General features: G+C 59.5%; 21 protein-coding genes. 14 read left to right on the top strand and 7 right to left on the bottom strand.

What is annotated here, in order from left to right:
* Positions 1-246: 246 nt before the first annotated feature.
* Positions 247-1197, bottom strand: a complete 951-nt coding sequence (locus DW49_RS0104020) for a homoserine kinase (protein WP_005613818.1) — start codon at positions 1195-1197, stop codon at positions 247-249.
* 36 nt (positions 1198-1233) lie between these two features.
* On the bottom strand, positions 1234-1521 hold the full coding sequence (locus tag DW49_RS0104025; protein ID WP_003380192.1) for a DUF2782 domain-containing protein: 288 nt from the start codon (positions 1519-1521) through the stop codon (positions 1234-1236).
* A gap of 74 nt (positions 1522-1595) precedes the next feature.
* Between DW49_RS0104025 and polA the strand changes: the two genes are divergently transcribed.
* On the top strand, positions 1596-4361 hold the full coding sequence (gene polA, locus DW49_RS0104030) for a DNA polymerase I (protein WP_005613813.1): 2766 nt from the start codon (positions 1596-1598) through the stop codon (positions 4359-4361).
* A 245-nt stretch (positions 4362-4606) separates the two neighbouring features.
* On the opposite strand, the gene yihA is transcribed toward polA, so the two are convergent.
* Positions 4607-5242 carry a ribosome biogenesis GTP-binding protein YihA/YsxC gene (yihA, locus tag DW49_RS0104035; protein WP_005613810.1) on the bottom strand — a complete coding sequence of 212 codons (636 nt, stop codon included), beginning with the start codon at positions 5240-5242 and terminating at the stop codon, positions 4607-4609.
* Positions 5243-5535: 293 nt separating this feature from the next.
* On the opposite strand from yihA, the gene DW49_RS0104040 reads away from it, so the two are divergent.
* The 6 genes from DW49_RS0104040 (at position 5536) to DW49_RS1000000129450 (ending at position 10809) form a co-directional block, all read left to right on the top strand.
* Complete coding sequence (locus tag DW49_RS0104040; RefSeq protein ID WP_005613808.1) at positions 5536-6180, top strand: thiol:disulfide interchange protein DsbA/DsbL; 645 nt, start codon at positions 5536-5538, stop codon at positions 6178-6180.
* A 9-nt stretch (positions 6181-6189) separates the two neighbouring features.
* Positions 6190-7065: an endonuclease/exonuclease/phosphatase family protein gene (locus DW49_RS0104045; RefSeq protein WP_005613805.1), complete on the top strand. Its 876-nt coding sequence runs from the start codon at positions 6190-6192 to the stop codon at positions 7063-7065.
* Positions 7062-9122 (top strand): GGDEF domain-containing protein, encoded by a 2061-nt coding sequence (locus DW49_RS0104050; RefSeq protein WP_005613802.1) that lies wholly within the window; start codon positions 7062-7064, stop codon positions 9120-9122. Before DW49_RS0104045 ends, DW49_RS0104050 begins: the two co-directional genes overlap by 4 nt.
* Before the next feature lie 95 nt (positions 9123-9217).
* Positions 9218-9997, top strand: coding sequence for an N-acetylmuramoyl-L-alanine amidase (locus tag DW49_RS0104055; RefSeq protein WP_005613800.1), 780 nt, complete (start codon positions 9218-9220; stop codon positions 9995-9997).
* Positions 9998-10256: 259 nt separating this feature from the next.
* A complete protein-coding gene (locus DW49_RS0104060; protein ID WP_005613797.1) occupies positions 10257-10535 on the top strand; it encodes a type II toxin-antitoxin system Phd/YefM family antitoxin in 279 nt (92 codons plus the stop codon).
* Positions 10507-10809 carry a Txe/YoeB family addiction module toxin gene (locus tag DW49_RS1000000129450; protein ID WP_005613795.1) on the top strand — a complete coding sequence of 101 codons (303 nt, stop codon included), beginning with the start codon at positions 10507-10509 and terminating at the stop codon, positions 10807-10809. Before DW49_RS0104060 ends, DW49_RS1000000129450 begins: the two co-directional genes overlap by 29 nt.
* 88 nt (positions 10810-10897) lie before the next feature.
* Here the strand turns inward: DW49_RS1000000129450 and DW49_RS0104065 are convergent, their stop codons facing one another.
* Entirely contained in the window at positions 10898-12685 is a 1788-nt protein-coding gene (locus DW49_RS0104065; RefSeq protein WP_024420099.1) for a KinB sensor domain-containing domain, read from the bottom strand.
* A gap of 10 nt (positions 12686-12695) precedes the next feature.
* On the bottom strand, positions 12696-14042 hold the full coding sequence (algB, locus tag DW49_RS0104070; RefSeq protein ID WP_003380235.1) for a sigma-54-dependent response regulator transcription factor AlgB: 1347 nt from the start codon (positions 14040-14042) through the stop codon (positions 12696-12698).
* Between the two features lie 197 nt (positions 14043-14239).
* On the opposite strand from algB, the gene DW49_RS0104075 reads away from it, so the two are divergent.
* From DW49_RS0104075 to DW49_RS0104090, 4 genes are all read left to right on the top strand, one after another.
* On the top strand, positions 14240-15079 hold the full coding sequence (locus DW49_RS0104075) for a BON domain-containing protein (RefSeq protein ID WP_005613788.1): 840 nt from the start codon (positions 14240-14242) through the stop codon (positions 15077-15079).
* Between the two features lie 228 nt (positions 15080-15307).
* Complete coding sequence (locus DW49_RS0104080) at positions 15308-15595, top strand: hypothetical protein (RefSeq protein ID WP_005613787.1); 288 nt, start codon at positions 15308-15310, stop codon at positions 15593-15595.
* 59 nt (positions 15596-15654) lie between these two features.
* A complete protein-coding gene (locus DW49_RS0104085) occupies positions 15655-15819 on the top strand; it encodes a DUF1328 domain-containing protein (RefSeq protein WP_003380232.1) in 165 nt (54 codons plus the stop codon).
* A gap of 2 nt (positions 15820-15821) precedes the next feature.
* Positions 15822-16289, top strand: coding sequence for an inhibitor of vertebrate lysozyme family protein (locus tag DW49_RS0104090; RefSeq protein ID WP_024420101.1), 468 nt, complete (start codon positions 15822-15824; stop codon positions 16287-16289).
* A 248-nt stretch (positions 16290-16537) separates the two neighbouring features.
* Here the strand turns inward: DW49_RS0104090 and DW49_RS0104095 are convergent, their stop codons facing one another.
* A complete protein-coding gene (locus DW49_RS0104095) occupies positions 16538-17848 on the bottom strand; it encodes an ATP-binding protein (RefSeq protein WP_003380228.1) in 1311 nt (436 codons plus the stop codon).
* 163 nt (positions 17849-18011) lie between these two features.
* Positions 18012-18752 carry an osmolarity response regulator transcription factor OmpR gene (ompR, locus tag DW49_RS0104100; protein ID WP_005613785.1) on the bottom strand — a complete coding sequence of 247 codons (741 nt, stop codon included), beginning with the start codon at positions 18750-18752 and terminating at the stop codon, positions 18012-18014.
* A gap of 299 nt (positions 18753-19051) precedes the next feature.
* Here ompR and DW49_RS0104105 point away from each other — a divergent pair, with 299 nt between their 5' ends.
* From DW49_RS0104105 to gshA, 3 genes are all read left to right on the top strand, one after another.
* Positions 19052-21373 (top strand): Tex family protein, encoded by a 2322-nt coding sequence (locus DW49_RS0104105; protein ID WP_005613784.1) that lies wholly within the window; start codon positions 19052-19054, stop codon positions 21371-21373.
* A complete protein-coding gene (locus DW49_RS0104110) occupies positions 21373-21756 on the top strand; it encodes a PaaI family thioesterase (RefSeq protein ID WP_005613783.1) in 384 nt (127 codons plus the stop codon). Before DW49_RS0104105 ends, DW49_RS0104110 begins: the two co-directional genes overlap by 1 nt.
* A gap of 243 nt (positions 21757-21999) precedes the next feature.
* A complete protein-coding gene (gshA, locus tag DW49_RS0104115) occupies positions 22000-23589 on the top strand; it encodes a glutamate--cysteine ligase (RefSeq protein WP_024420103.1) in 1590 nt (529 codons plus the stop codon).
* Positions 23590-23679 lie beyond the last annotated feature (90 nt).

Below are 23679 nucleotides of genomic sequence, written 5' to 3' on the forward strand. Positions count from 1 at the left end.
CGCTCATCGTTATACAACGCTGCTTTTGATTCTGGCCGGAGGCCGTGGGAGCGAACTTGTTCGCGAAGGGGCCGGGATAGTCGCCGAAAATGCAGCGCCTAAAACATCGTCTTCGCGAACAAGTTCGCTCCCACGCCCTGCGGGCAGAAGCGTGAACGGCCCCATTTTACGGGCTCTTCAGGACTTATGTATAAAGATGAGTGCGGAGCGTGAGGAACGATAACGCGCCATTGGCACCACAGCCATTCAGAGCGCAAACGGCAACGCGATGTGTGGCGTTTGACGCTCTGCCAGGCGCTGCTCGAACTCGACAGGGTCGTGAATCAGCACGTCCTGCCCGGCGAAGGTCTCGGCAGCGATCAGGCGGGACAGCCAGAAACGCACGCAGGCTATGCGCAACATTGTTGCCCACAGCTTTGATTCGGCAGCCGTGAACGGGCGCAAGCCGGCATAGGCCCCCAACAGCGCGCGGGCGCGGACAGCGTCGAGCTGGCCGTTTTCGCGGGAGCACCAGTCGTTGAGGGCAATCGCCAGGTCGTAGAGCATCGGGCCGGAACAGGCGTTGTAGAAGTCGATCAGCCCGGTCAGGTGCGTGCCCTCGAACAGCACGTTGTCACGAAACAGGTCGGCATGCAGGTTGGCGCGCGGCAACGCCATGACCTGCGGCTTGAGGTCTTCGATCTCCTGAAGACTTTTTTCAAGCAACGCGCGCTGAGCCTCGCCCAGATGCGACAGAAAATTGCGTCCCTCGCTGAGCATCCAGTCAAGACCACGGTCGGTCTTGCGCTCAAGCACCTGTTCACGGGTGGCCAGGTGCAGGTTGGCCAACAGCTCGCCAATCTGCACGCAATGCTGGGTATTGGGCTCGCTGACGTGCTTGCCCGGCAGCCGCAGCTGCAACAGCGCAGGCTTGCCCGCCAGCTCGCGCAGGGCCTGACCGTCAGTGGTGCGCAGCGCGTAGGGCACCGGCAGGTTGGCGTCGTGCAGCACATCAAGCAGTTCGATGAAGAACGGCATCTCCTGCACCGGGCCACGCTCGACCAGTGTCAGGACAAATTCACCCTGCTCCAGGCTGATGAAGTAATTGGTGTTTTCACTACCGGCGGCAATGCCCTGATAGTCAAGCAGGCGGCCGAGCCCGTAAGGGGCGAGAAATGCTTCCAGCTCGGGCCGAGCCAGTGGGGTAAAAACAGACATGTCAGAACTGCCAACGATTAGAGTGAATGTAAGGTGCTACCAGCTGAATATTTCCCACTGCGGGATCAGCATGTCCGGTTGGTCCGAACGGATGAAGTTAGGGCTTGTACCATCGGCGCGCACCAGAAAATAGGGCTTGCCGTGTTTCGGAGTGATTTTCACGGCGTACAGGAAACCATTCTGGCGGTATTCCTGAATGGTTTTGTCGCCATCGGTGCGAATGGTCACGTCCGGTGCCGCCGACGGCGGGTCCTCCGCCGAAACTGCGAGCAAAGGGCAAAGTGCCAACAGGCCGGTCAATATCAGTCGATTTACCTTGCGCATGATAACCTTGTCCCTTTGTCGTCAATGGTCTGCGTATTCTAGCGCCGACCCCGCCGAAAAGGTTGATTCTGCTCATGACCCAAGCGCCGCTCGTCCTGGTGGACGGTTCTTCTTACCTCTACCGCGCCTTCCACGCCCTGCCACCCCTGACCACGTCCAAAGGGTTGCCGACCGGCGCCGTCAAGGGCGTGCTCAACATGCTCAAAAGCCTGCGCCGTCAATACCCGGACAGCCCGCTCGCGGTCGTCTTCGATGCCAAGGGCGGGACGTTCCGGGACGCGCTGTACACCGACTACAAAGCCAACCGGCCGAGTATGCCGGATGACCTGCGCGTGCAGGTCGATCTGCTGCACGCCTGCGTGAAAGGCATGGGCTATCCGTTTTTGTGCGTTGAAGGTGTCGAAGCGGACGACGTAATCGGCACCCTGGCGCGCAGCAGCGCGGCGGCAGATCGCCCGGTGGTCATTTCCACCGGCGACAAGGACATGGCGCAGCTGGTCGATGGCCATATCACGCTGGTCAACACCATGACCGGCAGCGTGCTGGACGTAGCAGGCGTGAAAGAAAAATTCGGCGTCGGCCCGGAGCACATCATCGACTACCTGGCCTTGATGGGCGACAAGGTCGATAACATCCCCGGCGTGCCCGGCGTTGGCGAAAAAACCGCTGTCGGCCTGCTGGTGGGCGTGGGCGGCGGGATCAAGGAGCTTTACGACAACCTCGACATGGTCGCGACCCTGCCGATCCGCGGCGCCAAGACCCTGGCCGCCAAGCTTGAAGAACACCGCGCGATGGCCTTCCTCTCTTACGAATTGGCGACCATCAAGATCGACGTGCCGCTGGACATCGAGCTGGACCAGTTGCATTGCAGCGAGCCGGACCGCGACAAGCTGATGGAGCTGTACGCCGAGCTGGAATTCAAGAGCTGGATCGAAGACCTGCAACGCGATGCCAAACGCGCCGGCCAGGAGCTGGCGGTCGAAGAGCCGACAGTGGCAGCCAAGGAAGCAGCGTACGAGGTCATTCTCGAGCAAGAGCAGTTCGACGCCTGGCTGAAAAAGCTTCAGGCGGCACCGCTTTTCGCCTTCGTCACCCAAAGCAACGGCACCGACGCCCAGCGTGCGCAACTGGTGGGCCTGTCTTTCGCCATCCAGACCCACGAAGCCGCCTATATCCCGCTGACCCACTCCTACATGGGCGTGCCACAGCAGCTGGATCGCGACACCATCCTCAAGACGCTCAAGCCGCTGCTGGAAGACCCGAACAAGATCAAGGTCGGTCAGCACGCCAAATTTGCCATTAACCTGCTCGCCAACTGCGCGATCGGCGGCGATCAGGCGCAAGGCATCGAGCTGCAGGGTGTGCGCTTTGACACCATTCTTGAATCCTACGTGCTGGACTCCACCGCCACTCGCCATGACCGCGACAGTCTGGTGGCCAAGTACCTGACGCACACGCCGATCAACTTCCAGGACATCGCTGGCAAGGGTGCCAAGCAGCTCACCTTCGACCAGATCGCCATCGAGCAGGCGGGCAATTACGCCGCCGAAGAGGCCGACCTGACCCTGCGCCTGCATGAAGTCTTCGAAGCCCGCCTGGCGGCGATTCCGACCTTGCAACCGGTGCTCAACGAGATCGAGATGCCATTGGTGCCGGTGCTGGCCCGCATTGAACGTCAGGGCGCGCTGGTCGATGCCAACCTGCTGGGCATCCAGAGCGTCGAACTGGGCGACAAGATGACCGCACTGGAGCGCGAGGCGTTCGCCATTGCCGGTGAAGAATTCAACCTCGGCTCGCCCAAGCAGCTCGGGGTGATTCTCTACGAAAAACTCGGCATGCCGATCCTGAGCAAGACCGCCACCGGCCAGCCATCGACGGCCGAGGCGGTGCTTGCCGAACTCGCCGAACAGGATTTCCCGCTGCCCAAGGTGCTGATGCAGTACCGCTCGATGAGCAAGCTCAAGAGCACCTACACCGACCGCCTGCCCGAGCAGATCAACCCGCGCACCGGGCGCATTCACACCTCCTATCATCAGGCGGTAGCGGTGACCGGGCGTTTGTCTTCCAGCGACCCTAATCTGCAGAACATCCCGATTCGTACCGCCGAAGGCCGCCGCATCCGTCAGGCGTTCGTAGCGCCCAAGGGTTACAAGCTGCTGGCGGCTGACTATTCGCAGATCGAACTGCGGATCATGGCGCACCTGGCCAAGGACGAAGGCTTGCTGCATGCGTTCCGCAATGACCTGGACGTTCACCGCGCGACAGCGTCGGAAGTTTTCGGCGTCGAACTGGAGAACGTCACCACCGACATGCGCCGCAGTGCCAAGGCGATCAACTTCGGCCTGATCTACGGCATGAGCGCATTTGGCCTGGCCAAACAGATCGGCGTGGACCGCAAGCAGTCGCAGGCCTATGTCGATCGCTATTTTGCCCGCTACCCCGGCGTGCTGGACTATATGGAGCGCACGCGCACCCAGGCCGCCGAACAGGGCTTCGTCGAGACTATTTTCGGCCGTCGCCTGTACCTGCCGGACATCAACGCCAAGAACCCTTCACTGCGCAACGGCGCGCAACGCATGGCGATCAACGCGCCGATGCAGGGCACGGCGGCGGACATCATCAAAAAAGCGATGGTGGCGGTGAATGGCTGGCTGGACGAATCCGGCCTGGATGCACGGGTCATCCTGCAAGTGCACGATGAACTGGTACTGGAAGTGCGCGAAGACCTGGTCGATCAGATCAGCGAGCAGATCCGTCCGCATATGAGCGGCGCGGCAGAACTGGCAGTGCCGCTGCTGGTGGAAGTCGGGGTTGGCAACAACTGGGACGAGGCACATTAACGCTAAAAAACGACGAATTCGTAGGGGGATTCGTCAAACATTGTAGGAAATGTGAACTTTTCTTCATTGCTGGAACTTAACCGTTTGGACAGGAGTCAGAGGTTCCGATTGATTGAAAAATCCATCGTGCTCTTAAGTTGTGTTAAGTGTTGGCAGTTATTCCGGACCCCACCCTAAGGTCCGGACCTTAAGCCCCGGTACTTCCCCTCCCCATGTGAAGTCCGGGGTCTTTTTTTGCCTGCGATTTACTCCGCAGGCGCTTTGTCTTCCAGCTCCATCCAGCCGGCCAGCACTGTGTAGGCCTCTTCCAGCCCCATACGCTTGGGCGCCGAAAACAACTGAATGCTCACTGCGTCACCCCAGCCTTTGCGAATCTCGGCCTGAACCTTGAGCAGCGTGTTCTTGGCAGCGCCATAGGTCAGCTTGTCGGCCTTGGTCAACAGGATGTGCATCGGCATGTGGCTGGCAATCGCCCAATCGAGCATCAGCAGGTCGAAGTCGGTCATTGGATGACGGATGTCCATCATCAGGATCAGACCTTTGAGGCTTTCGCGGCTGCCCAGATAAGCTTCCAGGTGGCGCTGCCAGTGCAGTTTCAGCGGGATTGGCACTTTGGCGTAGCCGTAGCCGGGCAAGTCGACCAGACGACGATCTTCATCGAGGCCGAAAAAGTTCAGCAACTGGGTGCGCCCAGGAGTCTTGGAGGTGCGCGCCAGGCTGGCGTGGGTCAGGGTGTTCAGCGCGCTCGACTTGCCCGCGTTGGAGCGACCGGCGAATGCGACTTCAAAACCCTCGTCATCGGGGCATTGGTCGACCTTGGCGGCGCTGAGCATGAACGTGGCCTGTTGGCACAGACCGAGAATGGGGTTTTTGAGCTGCATGTGATTTCCGGTGAAGACCCTGCCTGCAAGGGGTGCGGCAAGAGGTGTCGGTTTCGTTTGGGTGCGTGCGCCTATAATGACACACCTGTCCCCCGGCCCATACTCGCACCCTATCGGGGCGCACTGACTGGCGGCTGGAACATTCAGACATGACCTGCTTCACTCCTTATGCAAAAAGGCCGTCCAAGGCCGCCCATTTTTACAACCTCAGCGTTACACTAACGAACTCAGGCTTTCGCGATCGGTCGAACAACCGCCGTTTGAAGGCGATTTTATCTGCTCAGGAGTAAAGCATGCGTAATCTGATCATCAGCGCCGCTCTGGTTGCCGCCAGTCTGTTCGGTATGTCCGCCCAGGCTGCCGAGCCCATCGAGGCCGGCAAACAATACGTCGAGCTGACAAGCGCTGTGCCCGTCGCCGAGCCGGGCAAGATCGAAGTCGTTGAGCTGTTCTGGTATGGCTGCCCGCATTGCTACGCATTCGAGCCAACCATCAACCCGTGGGTCGAAAAGCTCCCGTCCGACGTCAATTTCGTGCGTATCCCGGCCATGTTCGGCGGTCCTTGGGACGCTCACGGCCAACTGTTCATCACCCTGGACACCATGGGTGTCGAGCACAAGGTTCACGCCGCGGTATTCGAAGCGATCCAGAAAGGCGGCAAGCGTCTGACCGACAAGAACGACATGGCTGACTTCGTCGCAACCCAGGGCGTCAACAAGGACGACTTCCTCAAGACATTCGACTCCTTCGCAGTGAAAAACAAGATCACTCAGTACAAGGAACTGGCCAAGAAATACGAAGTGACGGGCGTTCCAACCATGATCGTCAACGGCAAGTACCGCTTTGACCTGGGTTCTGCCGGTGGTCCGGAAGCGACCCTGCAGGTTGCCGACCAACTGATCGACAAAGAGCGAGCGGCTGCCAAGGCCGCCAAGTAAGCGCTCGCCATGCGCCGCTGGGGTAAAGGTAGCCCGCGTATCGTTGGCCTGCATGATCCGCAGGTCAACGAACATCATCTGACGCAAAGCGGCTTGCCGGAAGACGGCAGGCTGCGGCTGCTCAGCTTCAATATCCAGGTCGGTATCAGCACCGAACGCTACCGGCATTACCTGACGCGCAGTTGGCAACATTTGCTGCCGCACGTCGGCCGGGCTGGCAACCTGCAGAAGATCGGCGACCTGATCAACGATTTCGACCTGGTCGCCTTGCAGGAAGTCGATGGCGGCAGTATGCGCTCCGGCTTCGTCAACCAGGTCGAGCATCTCGCCCAACTGGGTGGCTTCCCGTTCTGGTATCAGCAGCTTAATCGCAACCTCGGGCGCTTCGCCCAGCACAGCAACGGCGTGTTGAGCCGTCTGCGTCCGACCAAGATCGAAGATCATCCTCTGCCGGGTCCGGCAGGGCGCGGGGCCATTCTTGTCCGCTTCGGCGAAGGCGAAGATGCGCTGGTGGTGGTCATGATGCACCTGGCTCTGGGTACTCGTACCAGAACCCGGCAACTGGCCTACATTCGCGAGCTGATCGGCGGTTATCGTCATCAAGTGCTGATGGGCGACATGAACACCCACGCCAACGATCTGCTGGAACACTCGCCGCTGCGTGACCTTGGCCTGCTGGCCCCGCAGATCGAAGCGACCTTTCCGAGCTGGCGGCCACAACGCTGCCTCGATCACATTTTGCTCAGCCCGACCCTGACGCTTGAACGCGTGCAGGTGCTGGCCCACCCTATTTCCGATCACCTGCCGGTTGCTGTCGAGATCCGCCTGCCCGCTTCACTGCACGGGGACTCGCTGCCTGTACCTTCTGGTGGAAACCTTGCATGAGCGACGAGACGGAGCGCTGGAGAGAGAAGTACCTCAAAGGCATCGAGCAGCAGGATAAGCTCGAAAAGCGCTGGGACGCACGGCTAGACTTGTTGCGCCGCGGTCTGGTGCGCAGCAGCCTGGCGGCGGAAGGCTCCGACCGCGCCGTCGATGAATGCATGAAGGAAATGCGCGAAATCGTCCGCAGGGACGACATGGACGCAGGTCTGGCAGCCTTGATTCCGCGCCTTGAAAAAGCCGTGCTGGACTCCGAGCAACGCCGTGAAGTGCGCGTCGGGCAAATTGGCTCGGCACTGACCGCGCTGGTGACACAGTTGCAGGCACTGCCGTTGACTCGAGAGGTGCGCAAACCCCTCAAGCGCTTTGCCAAGGACCTTGAGGAGCGAGCAGCGCAAGCACGCGAATTGCCACTGCTGCTCAGCGAATTGAGCGGCTTGCAGGGTAAGGCCCTGACTCAGCTTGAAAAACAGGATGAAGGTCAGCGCCCGGGGCTTCTGCAACGCCTGTTCGGCTCACGCGACGAGCACGGTAACGAGCACCCTCCTGAAGCGGCCCATCCGCAAAGCCTTCCGCCCGCGCAGGAAATACACGACGAAGTTCACGAGCCCCCAGAGGCACCCGACGCACAGGCCCCAACATCGCCTGCGCCTGCCCCTGTGGCGAGCGCAACAGCCCCTGCGCCTGCTTCTCTGGAAAGAGAGATCGAGAGCAAACCCGCAGCGCCAGTACCCGAGCCCAACGCGGAAACACCCGCCGTAACGAACGTTGTGGAACCTGTGCCAGCGACTGTATCGGTGGCGCCAGTACCGGTAGAAATCGCCGTCGAACCTGTCAGCGTGCCCGTGGAGCGTATCGATACAACCGACATGCTGGCGCCCACGCCCAGCGTGCCCTACCAACAACGCCCCGCACCGGTTATCCCTGAGGTGGAGCCAGAAGACGACCCCGAGCCAGACACCGAAGGTGAAGACAGCGAAGAGGGTTATGCACTGCCCTCCTCTCCGGAGCCAAGCTACAGCTCGGTGGCTGCACACATCGAAGAAACGCTGCTGGGCCTGCTCAACGACCTGACCCTGTCAGAGCATTTCCGGCCGCAGGTCGAAGACATGCAGTTGCGCCTGAAACATGGCTTGAACTGGTACGAACTGCTACCGATCCTCGACGACCTGGCTGTGCTGATGCTGGCAATCAACAACGGTGGCCAGCAGGAATTCAGCAGCTATCTCAAGCAGCTCAACGAACGCCTCGAGTCTTTCCAGAGCCACTTGCAGGCTGCCAGTGAAGACCATGCCGAGAACCAGTCCAGCGCGCGGGATCTGAACGAACAGCTGCGCGAGCAGGTTGGCGGCTTGCAAAGCAGCGTGCAGGACGCGTCCGACCTGAACAGCCTCAAGCAAGTGCTCGACAATCGTTTTGAAGGCTTGCTGAGCTCCATGGATAACTACCAGCTCAAGCGCGACGAGCGCGAGCGGGAAGTGGCCTCACGCCTGCAAGGCCTGGCCTCACGTGTCGCAAGCATGGAGCAGGAAGCATTGGTGTTCAGGACCCATCTGGAAGAACAGCGCCAGAAAGCCTTGATCGACCCGCTGACCAGCCTGCCCAACCGCGCCGCCTGGGGTGAGCGCCTGGAGCAGGAAATGGCTGATTGGCAGCGGGAGAAGAACAGCCTGTTGGTGTGCATACTCGATCTGGATCACTTCAAGCGTATCAACGACGGTTACGGCCACCTGGCCGGCGATAAAGTGTTGAAAATTGTTGCCAACGTCTTCAAAAAGCGCCTGCGCCCTGCCGACTTTCTCGCAAGGTTTGGTGGCGAAGAGTTTGTCATGCTGCTGCCGGCGACGCTTCCCGGCACAGGGCTGACATTGCTCGACGAGCTGCGCACTGCGGTCGAGCTGTGCCCATTCCACTTCAAAGGCGAGCGAGTGACGATCACCGTCTCCATCGGCGTAACCGCATTGCGCACCGGTGAACGAAGCGATACCGCTATCAAGCGCGCCGACCAGGCTTTGTATAAAGCCAAGGAAAACGGGCGCAACCGGGTCGAGCAAGGCTGACTGAAACATTTTGACCTGAACGAATGCTTCAGTGCTGAAGCTATTTTCGGGCGCTTTGTTATGATGTTTCATTTCCTGCCGACGCTGCCGACCCCATGAAGCTGTATCTCTCTGCCTTTCTCCTGCTCGCCCTTACTGGCTGCTCCAGCGGCCCGAAGCTGGACACCAGCCATCCGTCAGTTAACTTCGACAACCGGGTTCAGTACGTCGTCATGCATTACACCTCAGCGTCGATGGAGCGGTCCCTGCAACTGTTGACCCATGGCGAGGTAAGCAGCCACTACCTGATTGGTGACGACAGCCAGGCGACCATCTACAAACTGGTCGACGAGAACGCTCGAGCCTGGCATGCCGGTGAAAGCGAGTGGGAAGGGCGCACCTGGCTCAACTCCAGCTCGATCGGCATCGAGATCGTCAACCCCGGCTTCAAGGACACACCGACAGGGCGCTTGTGGTATCCGTACACCGAAGCACAGATCCAGTCGATCACCGTGCTGCTCAAAGACATCGTCAAACGCAACAGGATCGACCCGAAACACGTCATCGGGCACAGCGACATCGCCCCGTTGCGCAAGCAAGACCCAGGTCCGTTATTCCCGTGGAAACGCCTCGCCGCCGAAGGGCTGGGCACCTGGCCCGACGAGCGACTGGTTGCCCAGCGCCAGGCAATGCTGGCAACCAACCTGCCGAGCGTCAGCTGGTTCCAGCAACAACTCGCACGCCTGGGCTACAGCACCCCACAAACCGGAGAGCTCGACACCGCCACACGCCAGGTCATCGCCGCCTTCCAGATGCATTACCGGCCTGCACGGTTTGACGGCGAACCGGACACACAGAGCGCGGCCATTTTGCAGGTGCTTAATCATTTGAAGTGATTGGGCGCCATACAATGCCACTTCGACGAGCAAAATAGGGCGTGTCGACGGTTTGATCGTTACAACTTCAGCACTCAAGATAAACAATATCTGCGATGGCTTAGCGGGATTGAATTTACGTACAATATTCTGTACAACAGTCCTATGCCCAAGCTGTGTGCTTGAAGATGCGCTCGGCGCCTGATTGACAGTCGAGCAGTTCCAATCCCTCACGGGAATTTACAAGAGCTCCTGGCTTGCAGCCTGGAAGGAATATTTTATGCAGGTTTTATCATTCAGCCAGGCTCGCGCCGGTTTAAAGCAAGCGATGGATGATGTGTGCCGGGACCATGAGCCAGCACTCATCACACGCCTGCGCGGCGATCATGTAGTCATGCTTTCCCTTGATGACTACAACTCGATGTCAGAAACCATGTACCTGCTAGGCACAGAGGCCAATGCGAAGCACCTGCGGCAATCCATTGCGCAGCACAAAGCCGGAAAGGCCTTCGTAAAGGAAATTTCACTGGATGTCACAGGGTCAGAAACAGAAGAATAAACAGGCAGCAAGGACCGCTGTCGGCGTGCATTTCACCCTATCGGGATGGGATGATTACACTCACTGGAAGGATGCCGATCAGGCAATTTCCCTGTCAATAGACAGCCTCATTAGCCACTGCCTGCGTACGCCGTTCAAAGGCACCGGTAAGCCGGAACCACTGACCGGCGATTTAACCGGGTACTGGTCCCGCCGCATCACCAAAGAGCATCGTCTTGTCTACTTCTATGAGGGCGGTGTACTGACAGTCATCGCGTGTCGCCATCATTACTAGCGCCAACTTTTTAAAGGACGCCTTGCGCTGCGAACTCCTCAGAATGCAGCACTGAGGCCACAGGGCTTGGTGGCTTAAGGCGTAAACTTCAAAGCGGCAGCGCCATATAGAACTGCGTGCCCTGCCCGGGCCTTGAGTAGACGCCCATACGCCCGCCGTGCAGCTGGACGATTTCCTTGCACAGCGCCAGGCCAAGGCCAGCGCCGCCTTTTTTGCGGCCGACCTGGACGAATGGCTCGAAGATTCGTCCTTGCTGCCCATAGGCGATGCCTTCGCCGTTGTCTTCGACACTGATGATCGCCCGCTCGCCGTGGCGCCTCGCCTGCAAGCGAATCAGGCCGTTGGGCGGTGTATGACGCAATGCGTTGTCGAGCAGGTTGTCCAGCACCCGCTCCAGCTGGGACTGGTCGGCATGCAGGCGCGGCATCGGTTCCTGGATGTCCAGCATCAGCACGATATCCTGCTCCTGCGCCTGCCCCTCGTATCGAGCCCTGGCTTCTTCCAGCAAGGTTTCAATGGAGCACGGTGCCAACTTGAGTTTTTGCAGGCCGTTCTGGTAGCGCGAGAAATTCAGCAGGTCATTGATGAGCTGCATCAAGCGCTGCATCTCTTCGGTAACGGTATTGAGCAGATCGGCTTCGCGAGATTCGGGGGCGAAGTGCAACCGCTCTTGCAGCAGGCCGAACGCCATGTGCATGCCAGTGACCGGCGTGCGCAGTTCATGTGAGGCGCGCAGGACGAATTCGCTGCGCACGCGTTCAAATGCCCGCTGCTCAGTGACGTCGTGCAGCACCATCACCGCGCCGAGGATATGGCCCTTGGTGTGACTGACCGGCGTCATGCTGTAGGTCAGCAGCCGCGACTCACCGTCGATGTCGATGGCCAGGTCTTCCGGGGCGCGCTCCAGGGTCCCGCCACGCAGGACCAGATGCAACTGCTCGTCCAGTTCGGGACGACTCAGCGCCTCCCCCAGGCTCTGCCCGAGGCGACTCTCGTCCCAGCCGAGCTGGCGCTGAGCAACAGGGTTCAAATGCTCCAGGTGGCCTTGGCGATCGATCATCAGCAGGCCGTCGTCAATGCTGTCGAGCACCGCCTGCAGGCGCTGCTGGCCGGCCAGCAGCTCATCGACATTGGTCGCCTGATGCTGACGCAAGGCCTCTGCCATGATGCCGAAGCGCCGGGTCAGCAGGTTCATCTCGGCGGCCGAGGAAATAGGCAGTGTGACCTCGTAATCACCTTCGCCAATGCGGTCGGCAGCCTTGGCCAGCGCTTCGATAGGTGCACCAAAGCGACGGGCAATACCGTGCGCGGTCACAAAGCCGATGCACAGCACCGCCAGCCCGACCAGCCCCAGAAGGCCCGCGATCCACAGCGCGCGATCGCGGGAATTGATCTCGGCGCTGCTGATGTTTTCCAGCGCCTTGCGGTGCACATTCAGCAAGCCGTTACGCAAACTGTCGAAGCTTTCACTCAACTGCGGATTGCCGCGTATGCCTCGCGGGTCGGTGCCGAATTGTTTCAACGCGTCGATGAATCGCCGGTAATCGACCCTGGTCCCCTCAAGCCCGTTGCGCACATCCTGCTGCGTGTCCTGTGCCGAAGCCTCCTCCAGCAACTCCTCGAACTGACGCTGAATCTTTTCCAGCTCGGGCGGGTTGCGGTTGGCCCCGGTCATCAACACCAGTTGGTCGCCCAGGTTCTGACGCAACTTCAAGCCCAGATCCAGAATGGCGAAGTTGTGCTGAATCAGTGACTCCTGCGTGCGCGCCATCTGCATGACGCTGACGAGCCCCAGCAGCAGTCCGAGCAAGGCGACTGTGATCAGCGCCGAAATGCTCAGAAAGAGGCGAGTGCGCAGTTTCATGGCCAGTTTCATTTGAGGTCATTCATAGGTTGTACTGTTTACGTTTGCGGTAAAGCGTCGAAGCATCGATACCCAGCGTCTTGGCGGCCTGATCCAGGGTTTCACTGGTCGCCAGCACGGCACCGATGTGCGCTTTTTCCAGCTCGTCCAGACTCAGAGCGGCACCGACGCGCGGCGCGTTGTTCGCCGGTTGCTCGGCCATGCCCAGATGGCTGACCTCTACCCGCTCCTGTGGGCAGATGATGCTGGCGCGCTCGATCACGTTGCGCAGCTCACGAATGTTGCCCGGCCAGCGGTAGTTGAGCAGCGCGGCGCGGGCTTCTTCGCTGAAACCCCGTGCCGGGCGGGCGTACTCTTTGACGAAGCGGGCCAGAAAGCGGTCTGCCAGGGTCAGAATGTCTTCGCTGCGCTCACGCAGGGCCGGCAAATGCAGGGTGATGACGTTCAGGCGGTACAGCAAGTCTTCGCGGAAGCGTCCGCTGCGCACCATGTCCTCCAGATTGAGGTTGGTGGCGGCAAGGATGCGCACGTCAGCCCTGCGGGTGACCGGGTCGCCGACGCGCTCGTATTCCTTGTCCTGAATAAAGCGCAGCAGCTTGGGCTGCAGCGTCAGCGGGAAGTCGCCGATCTCGTCGAGAAACAACGTACCGCCATCCGCCTGATTGACGCGCCCCAGCGTGCTTTCGCTGGCACCGGTGAAGGCCCCGCGGCTGTGACCGAACAATTCGCTTTCCATCAGCTCTGCGGTGAGCGACGGGCAGTTGATCGTGACGCAGGACTTCTTGGCGCGCTTGCTCCAGCCGTGAATCGCCCGGGCCAGTTCGCCCTTACCGGTGCCCGACTCACCCAGAATCAGGATGTTGGCATCGGTGACCGCGACCTGACGGGCGGTTTCCAGAATGGCCATCATTGAAGGGCTGTGGGAATCCAGTCCGTCCTTGGGCTTGCGAACTTCGCCTTCGAGCGCTTCGAGGCGTGCAGACAGCTGACGCACTTCAAGCTGCTTGGCAGTCGCCAGGCGCAATTGATCAGGGCTGCAGGGTTTGACCAGATAGTCGGCTGCACCGGCCTGAATCGCATCCACAGCAGTATCTACCGCCGAGTGGGCAGTCACGATCACCACGCGCATCCACGGCGCCTGAATGCGCATCTGCGCCAGCACATCGAGGCCGTTGTCTTCTCCCAGACGCAAATCGAGGAAGCACAGGTCGAACACCTGGCGTTGCATGAGCGTGTCGGCCTGCGCTGCGCTGTTGGCAGTGGCGACACTATAACCTTCGTCTTCCAGACAGTACCGGAAGGTGCGGAGGATGGCGGACTCATCGTCCACAAGCAGAATACGGCCCTGATTCTCAGTGGCTGCTTCCATTTTTCCTACGCTCCTTAATGAATTGTCTCAGTTAGTCTCGGAATCATCGGGCAAGTTGCATGGTCAATTCTGATTGATTATGCGGCATGCATGCTAGCTCTCTGATCATCTAATGATGAACAGCCTGATTAATCCGTGTTTATGTCGTTAAAACCGTCCATTCGGAGACGAAATCTCACCTCAAAAGGTAAACCCCTATGTTTTCGCTGAAAAAAATTGCTCTGGTCACCGCTGCTGCCGCAATGCTGGGCAGCGGTCCTGTTCTCGCCCAGCCTGATCTGCCTGCCCAGCTCGATGAAGCTCGCCAGGAGGGTTCGATCTGGACGGCCTTCGCGCTGAACAAGCATTTGAGCCCGTTCAAGATCGACGTGGATGTCGAGCAAGGCACTGCCATTCTCAAAGGCAAGGTCGAAAACGAGGTCGATCGTGAACTGGCAGAGCGCATAGCGCTGGATACCAAAGGCATTGAGAAGGTCGATAACCAGCTGGAAATCGACCCTGCCGTTGCCAGCGATCCCGGCACGCGAACCAACATGGCCCAGCGCTTCGAAGACGCAACGCTGGTGGCGACGGTGAAATCCAAGCTGCTGTGGAGCAGCGTGACCGAAGCGCTGACCATCGATGTGGACAGCAAAGATGGCGTCATTACCCTCAAGGGTCGCGCGCAGAGCCCCGAAGCCAAGGAGCTGGCGGGCAGCCTGGCCAGCAACACCGATGGTGTGGTCAGCGTCAACAACCTGATCAGCCTGAGCGCAGCTGACTCAATCGCCGCCAAGACTCAGCCGCAGTCAGTCATCCCGACGGAAGAAATGAGTGACGCCTGGATCACCAGCAAGGTCAAGGCGAGCCTGATCTATAGCCGTACGCTGGATGGGCTGAACATCAAAGTGGACACCAAGGCCGGGGTCGTCAGCCTCAACGGCGTCGTCGCCAACTTTGCGGAGAAGGAACTGGCCGTGGAAATCGCGCGAAATATTCGTGGCGTAAAAGGCGTAAATGGCGATGCCCTGAAGGTCATGGCGCGCAGCGCGGGCTGATCACAAGGACGTGACACGACATAGGCTTCGTGCAGAACGCACGATTACAAAGGTGTAATCGTGCAGCTTGCTGGTAGTGCGCTTCCACAAAACTTTATAAGCCATTGATTTTAAAAGAAATAATATCGATTAAAAAATTGGCATGCAGTCTGCAATAACCCATTCAACAAGGTCGATACATACCGACCCATCAAATTGAATGCCACTCAGGCCAAGGGGAGTATGCAGATGAACAGCCAGCGTATTGCACAATTGCGTATTTCGCCTCTGCACATCCAGCAAGGTCTTTTCCTGCTCCTCGCCCTACTCGTCACTCTGATTGCCATTCAGCAGTTCCAGCGTTGGAATCAAGCCAACGAGGCAACTCAAACCAGACAGCAATTCATCCACACCAGCAGCACGTCTTTTCGCGGAGTAAGCGCTCCAGCGGTCAAGGACCTGTCTTCCAGCCTTCGCCCTGTCGATGGTCTGGTTTCGGTGGATGAAGCCGCGCCGCAGCAAAAATGGGTTTTTTGACCCGACCTGAAAAAATGCAGCATTCACATTAAAAACCGGCATCAAAAAGGAGTATCACCATGTTGAGTTGGGCTATCACGTTTCTGATCATCGCCATTATCGCTGCAGTACTGGGCTTTGGCGGTATCGCTGGTACGGCTACTGGTATCGCCAAGATCCTGTTCGTCGTGTTCCTGGTGATGTTCGTTGTATCGTTCTTCTTCGGTCGTCGTGGTCGAGGCTGAACATGCACACGTCGTTTCGCACACTGGCTGCCGCCCTGTTGATGGGCGGCAGTGCCATGGTCATGGCAGCCAATGATGGACAGTCTCGGGTCAACGAGCTTTTAAGCTCTGCACCCGAGTACCGCACAACCTGGGCGAAAGTCGTCAGGAAGGAAGAGCGGTTGCCGGAATGGGTTCTGAACCTGTCCGGTGCTTCCGAGCAGCAAATGACGGCGACCTCCGAGGGCGGTGACAAGTATCTGGTCGGGCCGCTTTGCGAAACTGCCGATACGTGCAAGAGCAAGCGTCTGATCGTGGCGTTCAGCCTCGACAAGGAAGACGCTTACGCCATGTTGGTTGAAGTACCTGCAGGCCTGCCTGCGGATAAGTCGCCAACCCGTCACGCGACTTCTCGCTATTTGGGTAAGCCTGACGAGGGTATGCAAAAGCTCTTGAACGAAGAGCTTCGCAAGGACCCGAACTGGTATTGATTCAGTGCAAGGCGCCGGTCCGGTGGACTGGCGGCCTTGTAATATGTGCGGCCTGAGCAAGGTGCGCGCATGACCAAGGGGCCGGGATGCGTTGATCGAAAGGATCGGCGTGACCTAGGGGTACAGGGAGTACCTCCGCCAAGGGCCGGGTCAGGCAAGCTGCCGTGCAATTCACGAGGGTGTTCGAGCTATCCGAACCCTTGGATGTTCGTTGCACGGCGCTTTATATGTTCGTAAAACCTCCCTGCTTAAATCGCATCCCTTGGCAGCATCAAGCCAAGCGGCAGTCGCACGCGCGCCTCCAGACCGCCACCCGAACGATTTCTTAACTCCACATTACCGCCGTGCATCGCGGCGATACGCTTGACGATGGCCAGCCCAAGGCCGGTTCCCTTGCCGCTGCGTGCGCGATCGCCGCGGATGAACGGGTTGAAGATCGTGTCCAGTTCGGACGGATCAATGCCCGCTCCTCTGTCCAGGACACTCAGCACCACGTAGGGCGCGTTTCTGTCGCCTGAGACGTAAGCAGCCACTTCGATACCATTGCCCGCATGATGCCTGGCGTTGCCAATCAAATTGGTCAGCAGACGCTTCATCGACACCCTACGCAGCGGAAACGGCGGAATCGGCTCCAGGCACAGGCGGATGCTGTCTTCATCATTATTGAAGGGTGCAACCACATCGCGCACCAGATCGCCCAGGTCGACTTCTTCAATCTCCTCGTCACGGCCATCGCGGATAAACGCCAGAAACTGGTCGAGAATGGCGTCCATGTCCTCGATATCGCGAACCATGCCCTCGGAAAACTCGTTGTCGTTCATCAGTTCCAGCGAAAGACGCAGGCGCGTCAGTGGCGTACGCAGGTCGTGGGAGACGCCCGCCAGCATCAGCTCGCGCTCCTGCCCGGCCTGTTCGACGTCTTCGGCCATCTGGTTGAAGGCCCGGTAAACTTCGGTCATCTCGCTGGGCGTATCACTGACCGGCAAACGCACGCTGCGCCCCTGCCCCAGTTGCCGGGCGGCAAAGACCAGTCGCTTGAGCGGCTGATTGAGCTGACGCACGAAGATCCACGCCGACGCAGTGGACAACAGACCGATGGCCAGGAACCAGCCCAGCACGCTCCAGATTTTCTGGCCGCGTAACGGATGCGGGTAAAGCGGCACTTTCAGCCAGCCATCCCCCAGGCTCGGCGCGCGAACCCACAGCGCGGGCGGCGCATGCACGCGCAAACGCACTTCGGTGTCGGCACCCAGTTCGGCCTGCATCTGCCGCTGATAGATCTCGCTGTACGGCCAATGCTGCTCGCCTTCCGGCACGCCACCGCCCACCACCCGAATCAGACCGGCCGCCTCGGCAATCGCCTCGCGATCGTTTTCATCGGCAGCCCAATACGCACGCAAGGTCAGTGCGACACCGTGGCTGTACTGCCTGTCGACCAGCACGTCTTCGTTCATCAACAGGTAAACCAGCGTCAGGGCCTTGGAAAACAGCACGACGATGAGCACCAGCCAGAGCGTGCGGGAGAAAAAGCTTTGCGGGAACCAGAGCGGAGTCTTCATAACTGCAGCCATACACTTTGCAAGGCGAGCCAGGCTCGCAGGTTTGCCGAACGCGGGCGAGACCCGATGGACGAACGCAAAAAACCAGAACGTCGATAGCCTTGCGCAAGGTTATCGACGTAACTGGCGGGAGTGACGAATTTCGGTGCTGACAGCCGCGCTGTCAGCGGCTTCCGGCACCATCCGGAACGAATACATAACCTACGCCCCAGACTGTCTGGATATAACGCGGCTTGGAAGGATCCGGTTCGATCAGACGACGCAGACGGGAAATCTGTACGTCGATGGACCGCTCCAGCGCATCCCACTCGCGGCCACGGGCCAGGTTCATCAGTTTGTCCCGGGTCAGCGGCTCGCGAGCGTGCATGACCAGAGCCTTGAGGACCGCGAATTCACCCGTGGTCAGCATGTGTACTTCGTCGCCGCGTTTCAGTTCGCGGGTCGCCAGCGAGAGCACGTAGTCGCCGAAGCTGACCGACTCGTCTTCACTGCCGGGCGCGCCTGGCACAGGTGCTGCCTGACGACGCAGAACAGCCTTGACCCGCGCCATCAGCTCGTCCGGGTTGAAAGGCTTGGCCAGGTAGTCGTCAGCGCCCAGTTCGAGCCCCTTGATGCGGCTCAGCTCATCGCCCTTGGCGGTCAGCATGATGATGGGCACCTGATTGTTCGCGGCACGCAGACGACGGCAGGCTGAAAGGCCGTCTTCTCCGGGCAGCATCAAGTCCAGCACCACAAGGTTGAAAACCTCACGGGCCAGCAAGCGGTCCATTTGTTCCACGTTTGCCACGGCGCGGGCACGGTAGCCCTTGCTGGAGAAAAAACGTTCCAGGAGGCTGCTCAGCCCCGGATCGTCATCGACAATAAGGATTTTTTCGCCTTCAGCATTTTGTGCGGTGCTGCTCATCGGATGCTCCTCTGATCTCGGGGCGCATTATGGCGTAGCTGCGGTGATGCGCACCTTGTGCATTGTTAGCAGATTTTACTGGGGGCGACACTTGTGCATGCTTTTTCGCCGAAAAAAGAGCGTATTTGTCGGCCAATCCCCTAATTGCGCTTCGGCAGGTATAATGCGCCGCCCTCAAAGTCAGGCAACGCCGGGCTCATGGCGGTTCGCCAGCCCTGAAAATAAAAGCTGGCAGACGGACACCAGGCAAGGCAATTCGTACACAGCCCAGTTTTCTGCTCACAACTCCAGGTGGTTTTATGGACAGCATCAACAGCCGCATCGCCGAAGAACTCGGCGTACGCCCACAACAGGTCGCAGCGGCCGTAGCACTACTGGATGAAGGCTCGACCGTGCCCTTCATTTCCCGCTACCGCAAGGAAGTGACCGGCAGTCTCGATGACACGCAATTACGCCATCTGGAAGAACGTCTGCGCTACCTGCGCGAACTGGACGACCGGCGCGTCAGCATTCTTGCCAGCATCGAAGAGCAAGGCAAGCTGACCCCGGAACTGGCTCGCGACATCAAGCTGGCCGACACCAAGACCCGCCTTGAAGATTTGTACCTGCCTTATAAGCAGAAACGCCGTACCAAGGGCCAGATCGCCCTTGAAGCGGGCCTCGGCGAGCTGGCTGACGGCCTGTTCAACGACCCGAGCCTGACCCCGGACGCCGAAGCCGCCCGTTTTGTCGACGCCGAGAAAGGCGTGGCCGACGTGAAAGCTGCGCTGGAAGGCGCCAAGTACATTCTGATGGAGCGCTTCGCCGAAGACGCCTCGCTACTGGAAAAACTGCGCAGCTTCCTCAAGCAGGAAGCGGTGATCAGCGCGCGCGTGGTGCCGGGCAAGGAAGAGGAAGGCGCCAAGTTCCGTGACTACTTCGAACACGACGAGCCGCTCAAAAGCATGCCGTCGCACCGCGCGCTGGCGATTTTCCGTGGCCGCAACGAAGGTTTTCTCAGCTCTGCACTGAAAGTCGGTGAAGAACTGCCAGGTGCCATGCACCCGTGCGAACTGATGATCGGCGAGCGTTTCGGCATCCAGAACCAGAGCCGTGCGGCGGACAAATGGCTGGCCGAAGTGGTGCGCTGGACCTGGAAGGTCAAGCTGTACAGCCATCTCGAAACCGATCTGCTGGGTGAGTTGCGTGAAGGCGCCGAAACCGAAGCCATCAACGTTTTCGCCCACAACCTGCACGACCTGTTGCTCGCCGCCCCGGCTGGCCAGCGCGCCACGTTGGGCCTGGACCCAGGCCTGCGCACCGGCTGCAAGGTCGCGGTCGTGGATGCCACCGGCAAACTGCTCGACTACGCGACAGTTTATCCGCATGTGCCGAAAAATCAGTGGGATCAGACCATCGCCGTGCTGGCTGCCCTGTGCGCCAAGCACTCGGTCGATCTGATCGCTATCGGCAACGGCACCGCCAGCCGCGAAACCGACAAGCTGGCCGCCGACCTGATCAAAAAATACCCAGGCCTGAAAATGACCAAGGTTATGGTTTCCGAAGCAGGTGCATCGGTTTATTCCGCCTCGGAACTAGCGGCCAAGGAATTCCCGGACCTCGACGTATCGATCCGTGGCGCAGTGTCGATTGCCCGCCGCCTGCAGGACCCGCTGGCCGAACTGGTGAAAATCGATCCTAAATCCATTGGTGTCGGCCAGTACCAGCACGACGTGTCGCAGCTCAAACTGGCTCGCGGCCTGGATGCGGTGGTTGAAGACTGCGTGAACGCCGTGGGCGTGGACGTAAACACCGCTTCGGTGGCGCTGCTGGCACGGATTTCCGGCCTCAACACCACGCTGGCGCAGAATATCGTCGCGCATCGCGACGAAAACGGTGCGTTCAAGACTCGCGCAGCGCTGAAGAAAGTCAGCCGTCTGGGCGAAAAGACCTTTGAACAGGCCGCAGGCTTCCTGCGCGTCATGACCGGTGACAACCCGCTGGACTCGTCTGCCGTTCACCCGGAAGCCTATCCGCTGGTGCAACGCATTGCGGCTGAAACCGACCGCGACATCCGTTCGCTGATCGGCGACGCCAGCTTTCTCAAGCGTCTGGACCCGAAGAAGTTCACCGACGAGACCTTTGGTCTGCCGACCGTCACCGACATTTTGCAGGAACTCGAAAAACCGGGCCGCGACCCGCGTCCAGAGTTCAAGACCGCAGCATTTCAGGACGGCGTCGAGGACCTCAAGGACCTGCAACCGGGCATGATCCTCGAAGGCGTTGTCACCAACGTCACCAACTTCGGTGCGTTCGTCGATATCGGCGTGCATCAGGACGGCCTGGTGCACATCTCGGCGTTGTCCGAGAAGTTCATCAAGGACCCGCGTGAAGCGGTCAAGGCCGGTGATGTGGTGAAAGTGAAGGTCATGGAAGTCGACATCCCGCGCAAACGCGTCGGCCTGTCGATGCGCATGAGCGACACACCCGGCGAGAAAATCGACGGTGCTCGCGGCGCACGCCCTGGCTCCTCGCCTCGCCAGCAGAACAGCGCCCCGCGCAAGGAAGCCACTGCTCCGGCACCGGCCAACAACGCCATGGCCTCGCTGTTCGCCAACGCCAAGCAGTTGAAGAAGCGCTGATGGACATTCCCGAGGATCTGACCCAAAGCGCCTACTTCAAGATGCTCGGCTGCGAGCTGCGGCGTCTTGACGAGGGCGTGGCCGAAGTTGCGCTGCCGCTGGAGGCGCACCTGCGCAATCGCGGCAACGTGATGCACGGCGGGGCGATCTTCAGTCTGGTCGATATCAGCATGGGGCTGGCCTGTTCCAGCTCCCATGGTTTTGACCAGCGCAGCGTGACCATCGAGTGCAAGATCAACTACGTGCGTGGCGTGTCCGACGGCGAAGTCCTGTGCATCGCCAAAGTGCTGCATGCGGACCGCAGGACGCTGGTGGTCGAGGCGCAAGTTGTGCAGGGCGACAAACTCGTCGCCAAGGCTCAGGGCACGTTTGCGGTCATCTAAGCTCATTCAAAGGCTGATGAAAGCAATCATTGCGAACAGAACCTAGCCGTATCGACATCATTTGGGTTAATTTCGGCACCATTAGCGTGGTGCCGAGTCCATTTGGGTGGTACGACGAAGTGCAGTGATTGTGAACAGGCGTTACAGATTCCACCAGGCGACCACGCCAGTTCCTTTCTTCACCCTTGTAGACCGTCAAGTCCACCCCCATATCGGGGCGACCGATGCGTGAAGGATTACACCTTGAGCGAACTTTTAAACCGTCGTCTTGCTTTGCTCGGCGAGCGCAACAACCTCTCTTTGCTGGAGCAGTGCCTGCACGGTATCGAGCGTGAGTGCCTGCGTGTCACGCCACAGGCAGAGCTGGCCCGCACGCCCCATCCGCAAGCTCTGGGTGCCGCACTGACCAACGGCCTGGTCACGACCGATTATTCCGAATCGCTGCTGGAGTTCATTACCCCGGCGCTGAAGAACCCGGTCGATACCCTCGACAGCCTGGACAAGATCCATCGCTTTGCCTACAGCAAGCTGGACAACGAGCTGCTCTGGAGCCCGTCGATGCCTTGCCCGCTGCCGGACGAGGAGCACATACCGATTGCGTATTACGGCACGTCGAACATCGGCAAGCTGAAATACGTCTATCGCAAAGGGCTGGCGCTGCGTTATGGCAAAACCATGCAGTGCATTGCCGGTATCCACTACAATTTTTCGCTGCCGGAAGACGCCTGGGCGCTGCTCAAGCAGACCGAAGACTTTGCCGGCGACGCGCGCGACTACCAGTCGCATTCCTACATCGCGCTGATTCGTAACTTCCGCCGTTACAGCTGGCTGCTGATGTACCTGTTTGGCGCATCGCCCGCGCTGGACGCAGGTTTCCTGCGCGGTCGCGTGCACCAGCTGGACCATTTCGACGCCGACACGCTGTACCTGCCTTACGCCACCAGCCTGCGCATGAGCGATCTGGGTTACCAGAGCGATGCCCAGGCCGATCTGACGCCGTGCTACAACGACTTGGTCAGCTACACCGACAGCCTGCGCAAGGCCGTGGCCACGCCGTACAAGCCCTACGTCGATATCGGCACCCACGACCAGAACGGCGAGTGGGTCCAGCTCAACACCAATGTGTTGCAGATCGAGAACGAGTACTACTCCAACATCCGCCCCAAGCGCGTGACCTACAGCGGCGAACGCCCTATCCAGGCGCTGGTGGGCCGCGGGGTGCAGTATGTCGAAGTGCGCTGCCTGGACATCAATCCGTTTCTGCCGACCGGCATCAGCCTGGAACAGTCGCGCTTCATCGACGCATTCGTGCTGTATTGCGCACTTGAGGAAAGCCAGCAACTTGCTGGTCATGAGTGCTCCAATGCCAGCTCGAACTTCCTTGCGGTGGTCAAGGAAGGGCGTCGTCCGGGTCTGAACCTGCAACGCGATAACTCGCCTGTCGAGCTCAAGGCCTGGGCCACCGAGTTGCTGGAAAAAATCACGCCGATTGCCCAACTGCTCGATCAGGCTCAGGGCACCGATGAGCACAGCAAGTCGATTGCCGTGCAACAGGCCAAGATCGACGACACAGCCCTGACACCTTCTGCCCAGGTGCTGGCCAGCATGAGAGCGCATGGCGAAGGCTTCACGGCGTTCTCCCTGCGTCAAAGCCAGGTCCACGCCGAATACTTCCGCACCCATCCGCTGAGTGCCGCAGAGCAGGCGCATTTCGAAGACTTGGCCAAAACCTCGCTGGAGGAACAGGCCGAACTGGAAGCGACAGAAGAAGTGGTGGATTTCGACACGTTTGTCGGGTCGTATCAGGCGAGCATTCTGTCGATCAGTAACTGATCGACAGTGTGACGCAGAGCGTCACGAACGGCATTCCCACGCGGAGCGTGCGGAACGATAACCTCAACTATCGTGCGACGCTCCGCGTCA

This window comes from Pseudomonas avellanae BPIC 631 (genome assembly GCF_000444135.1).
In the GTDB taxonomy this organism is placed as follows: domain Bacteria; phylum Pseudomonadota; class Gammaproteobacteria; order Pseudomonadales; family Pseudomonadaceae; genus Aquipseudomonas; species Aquipseudomonas avellanae.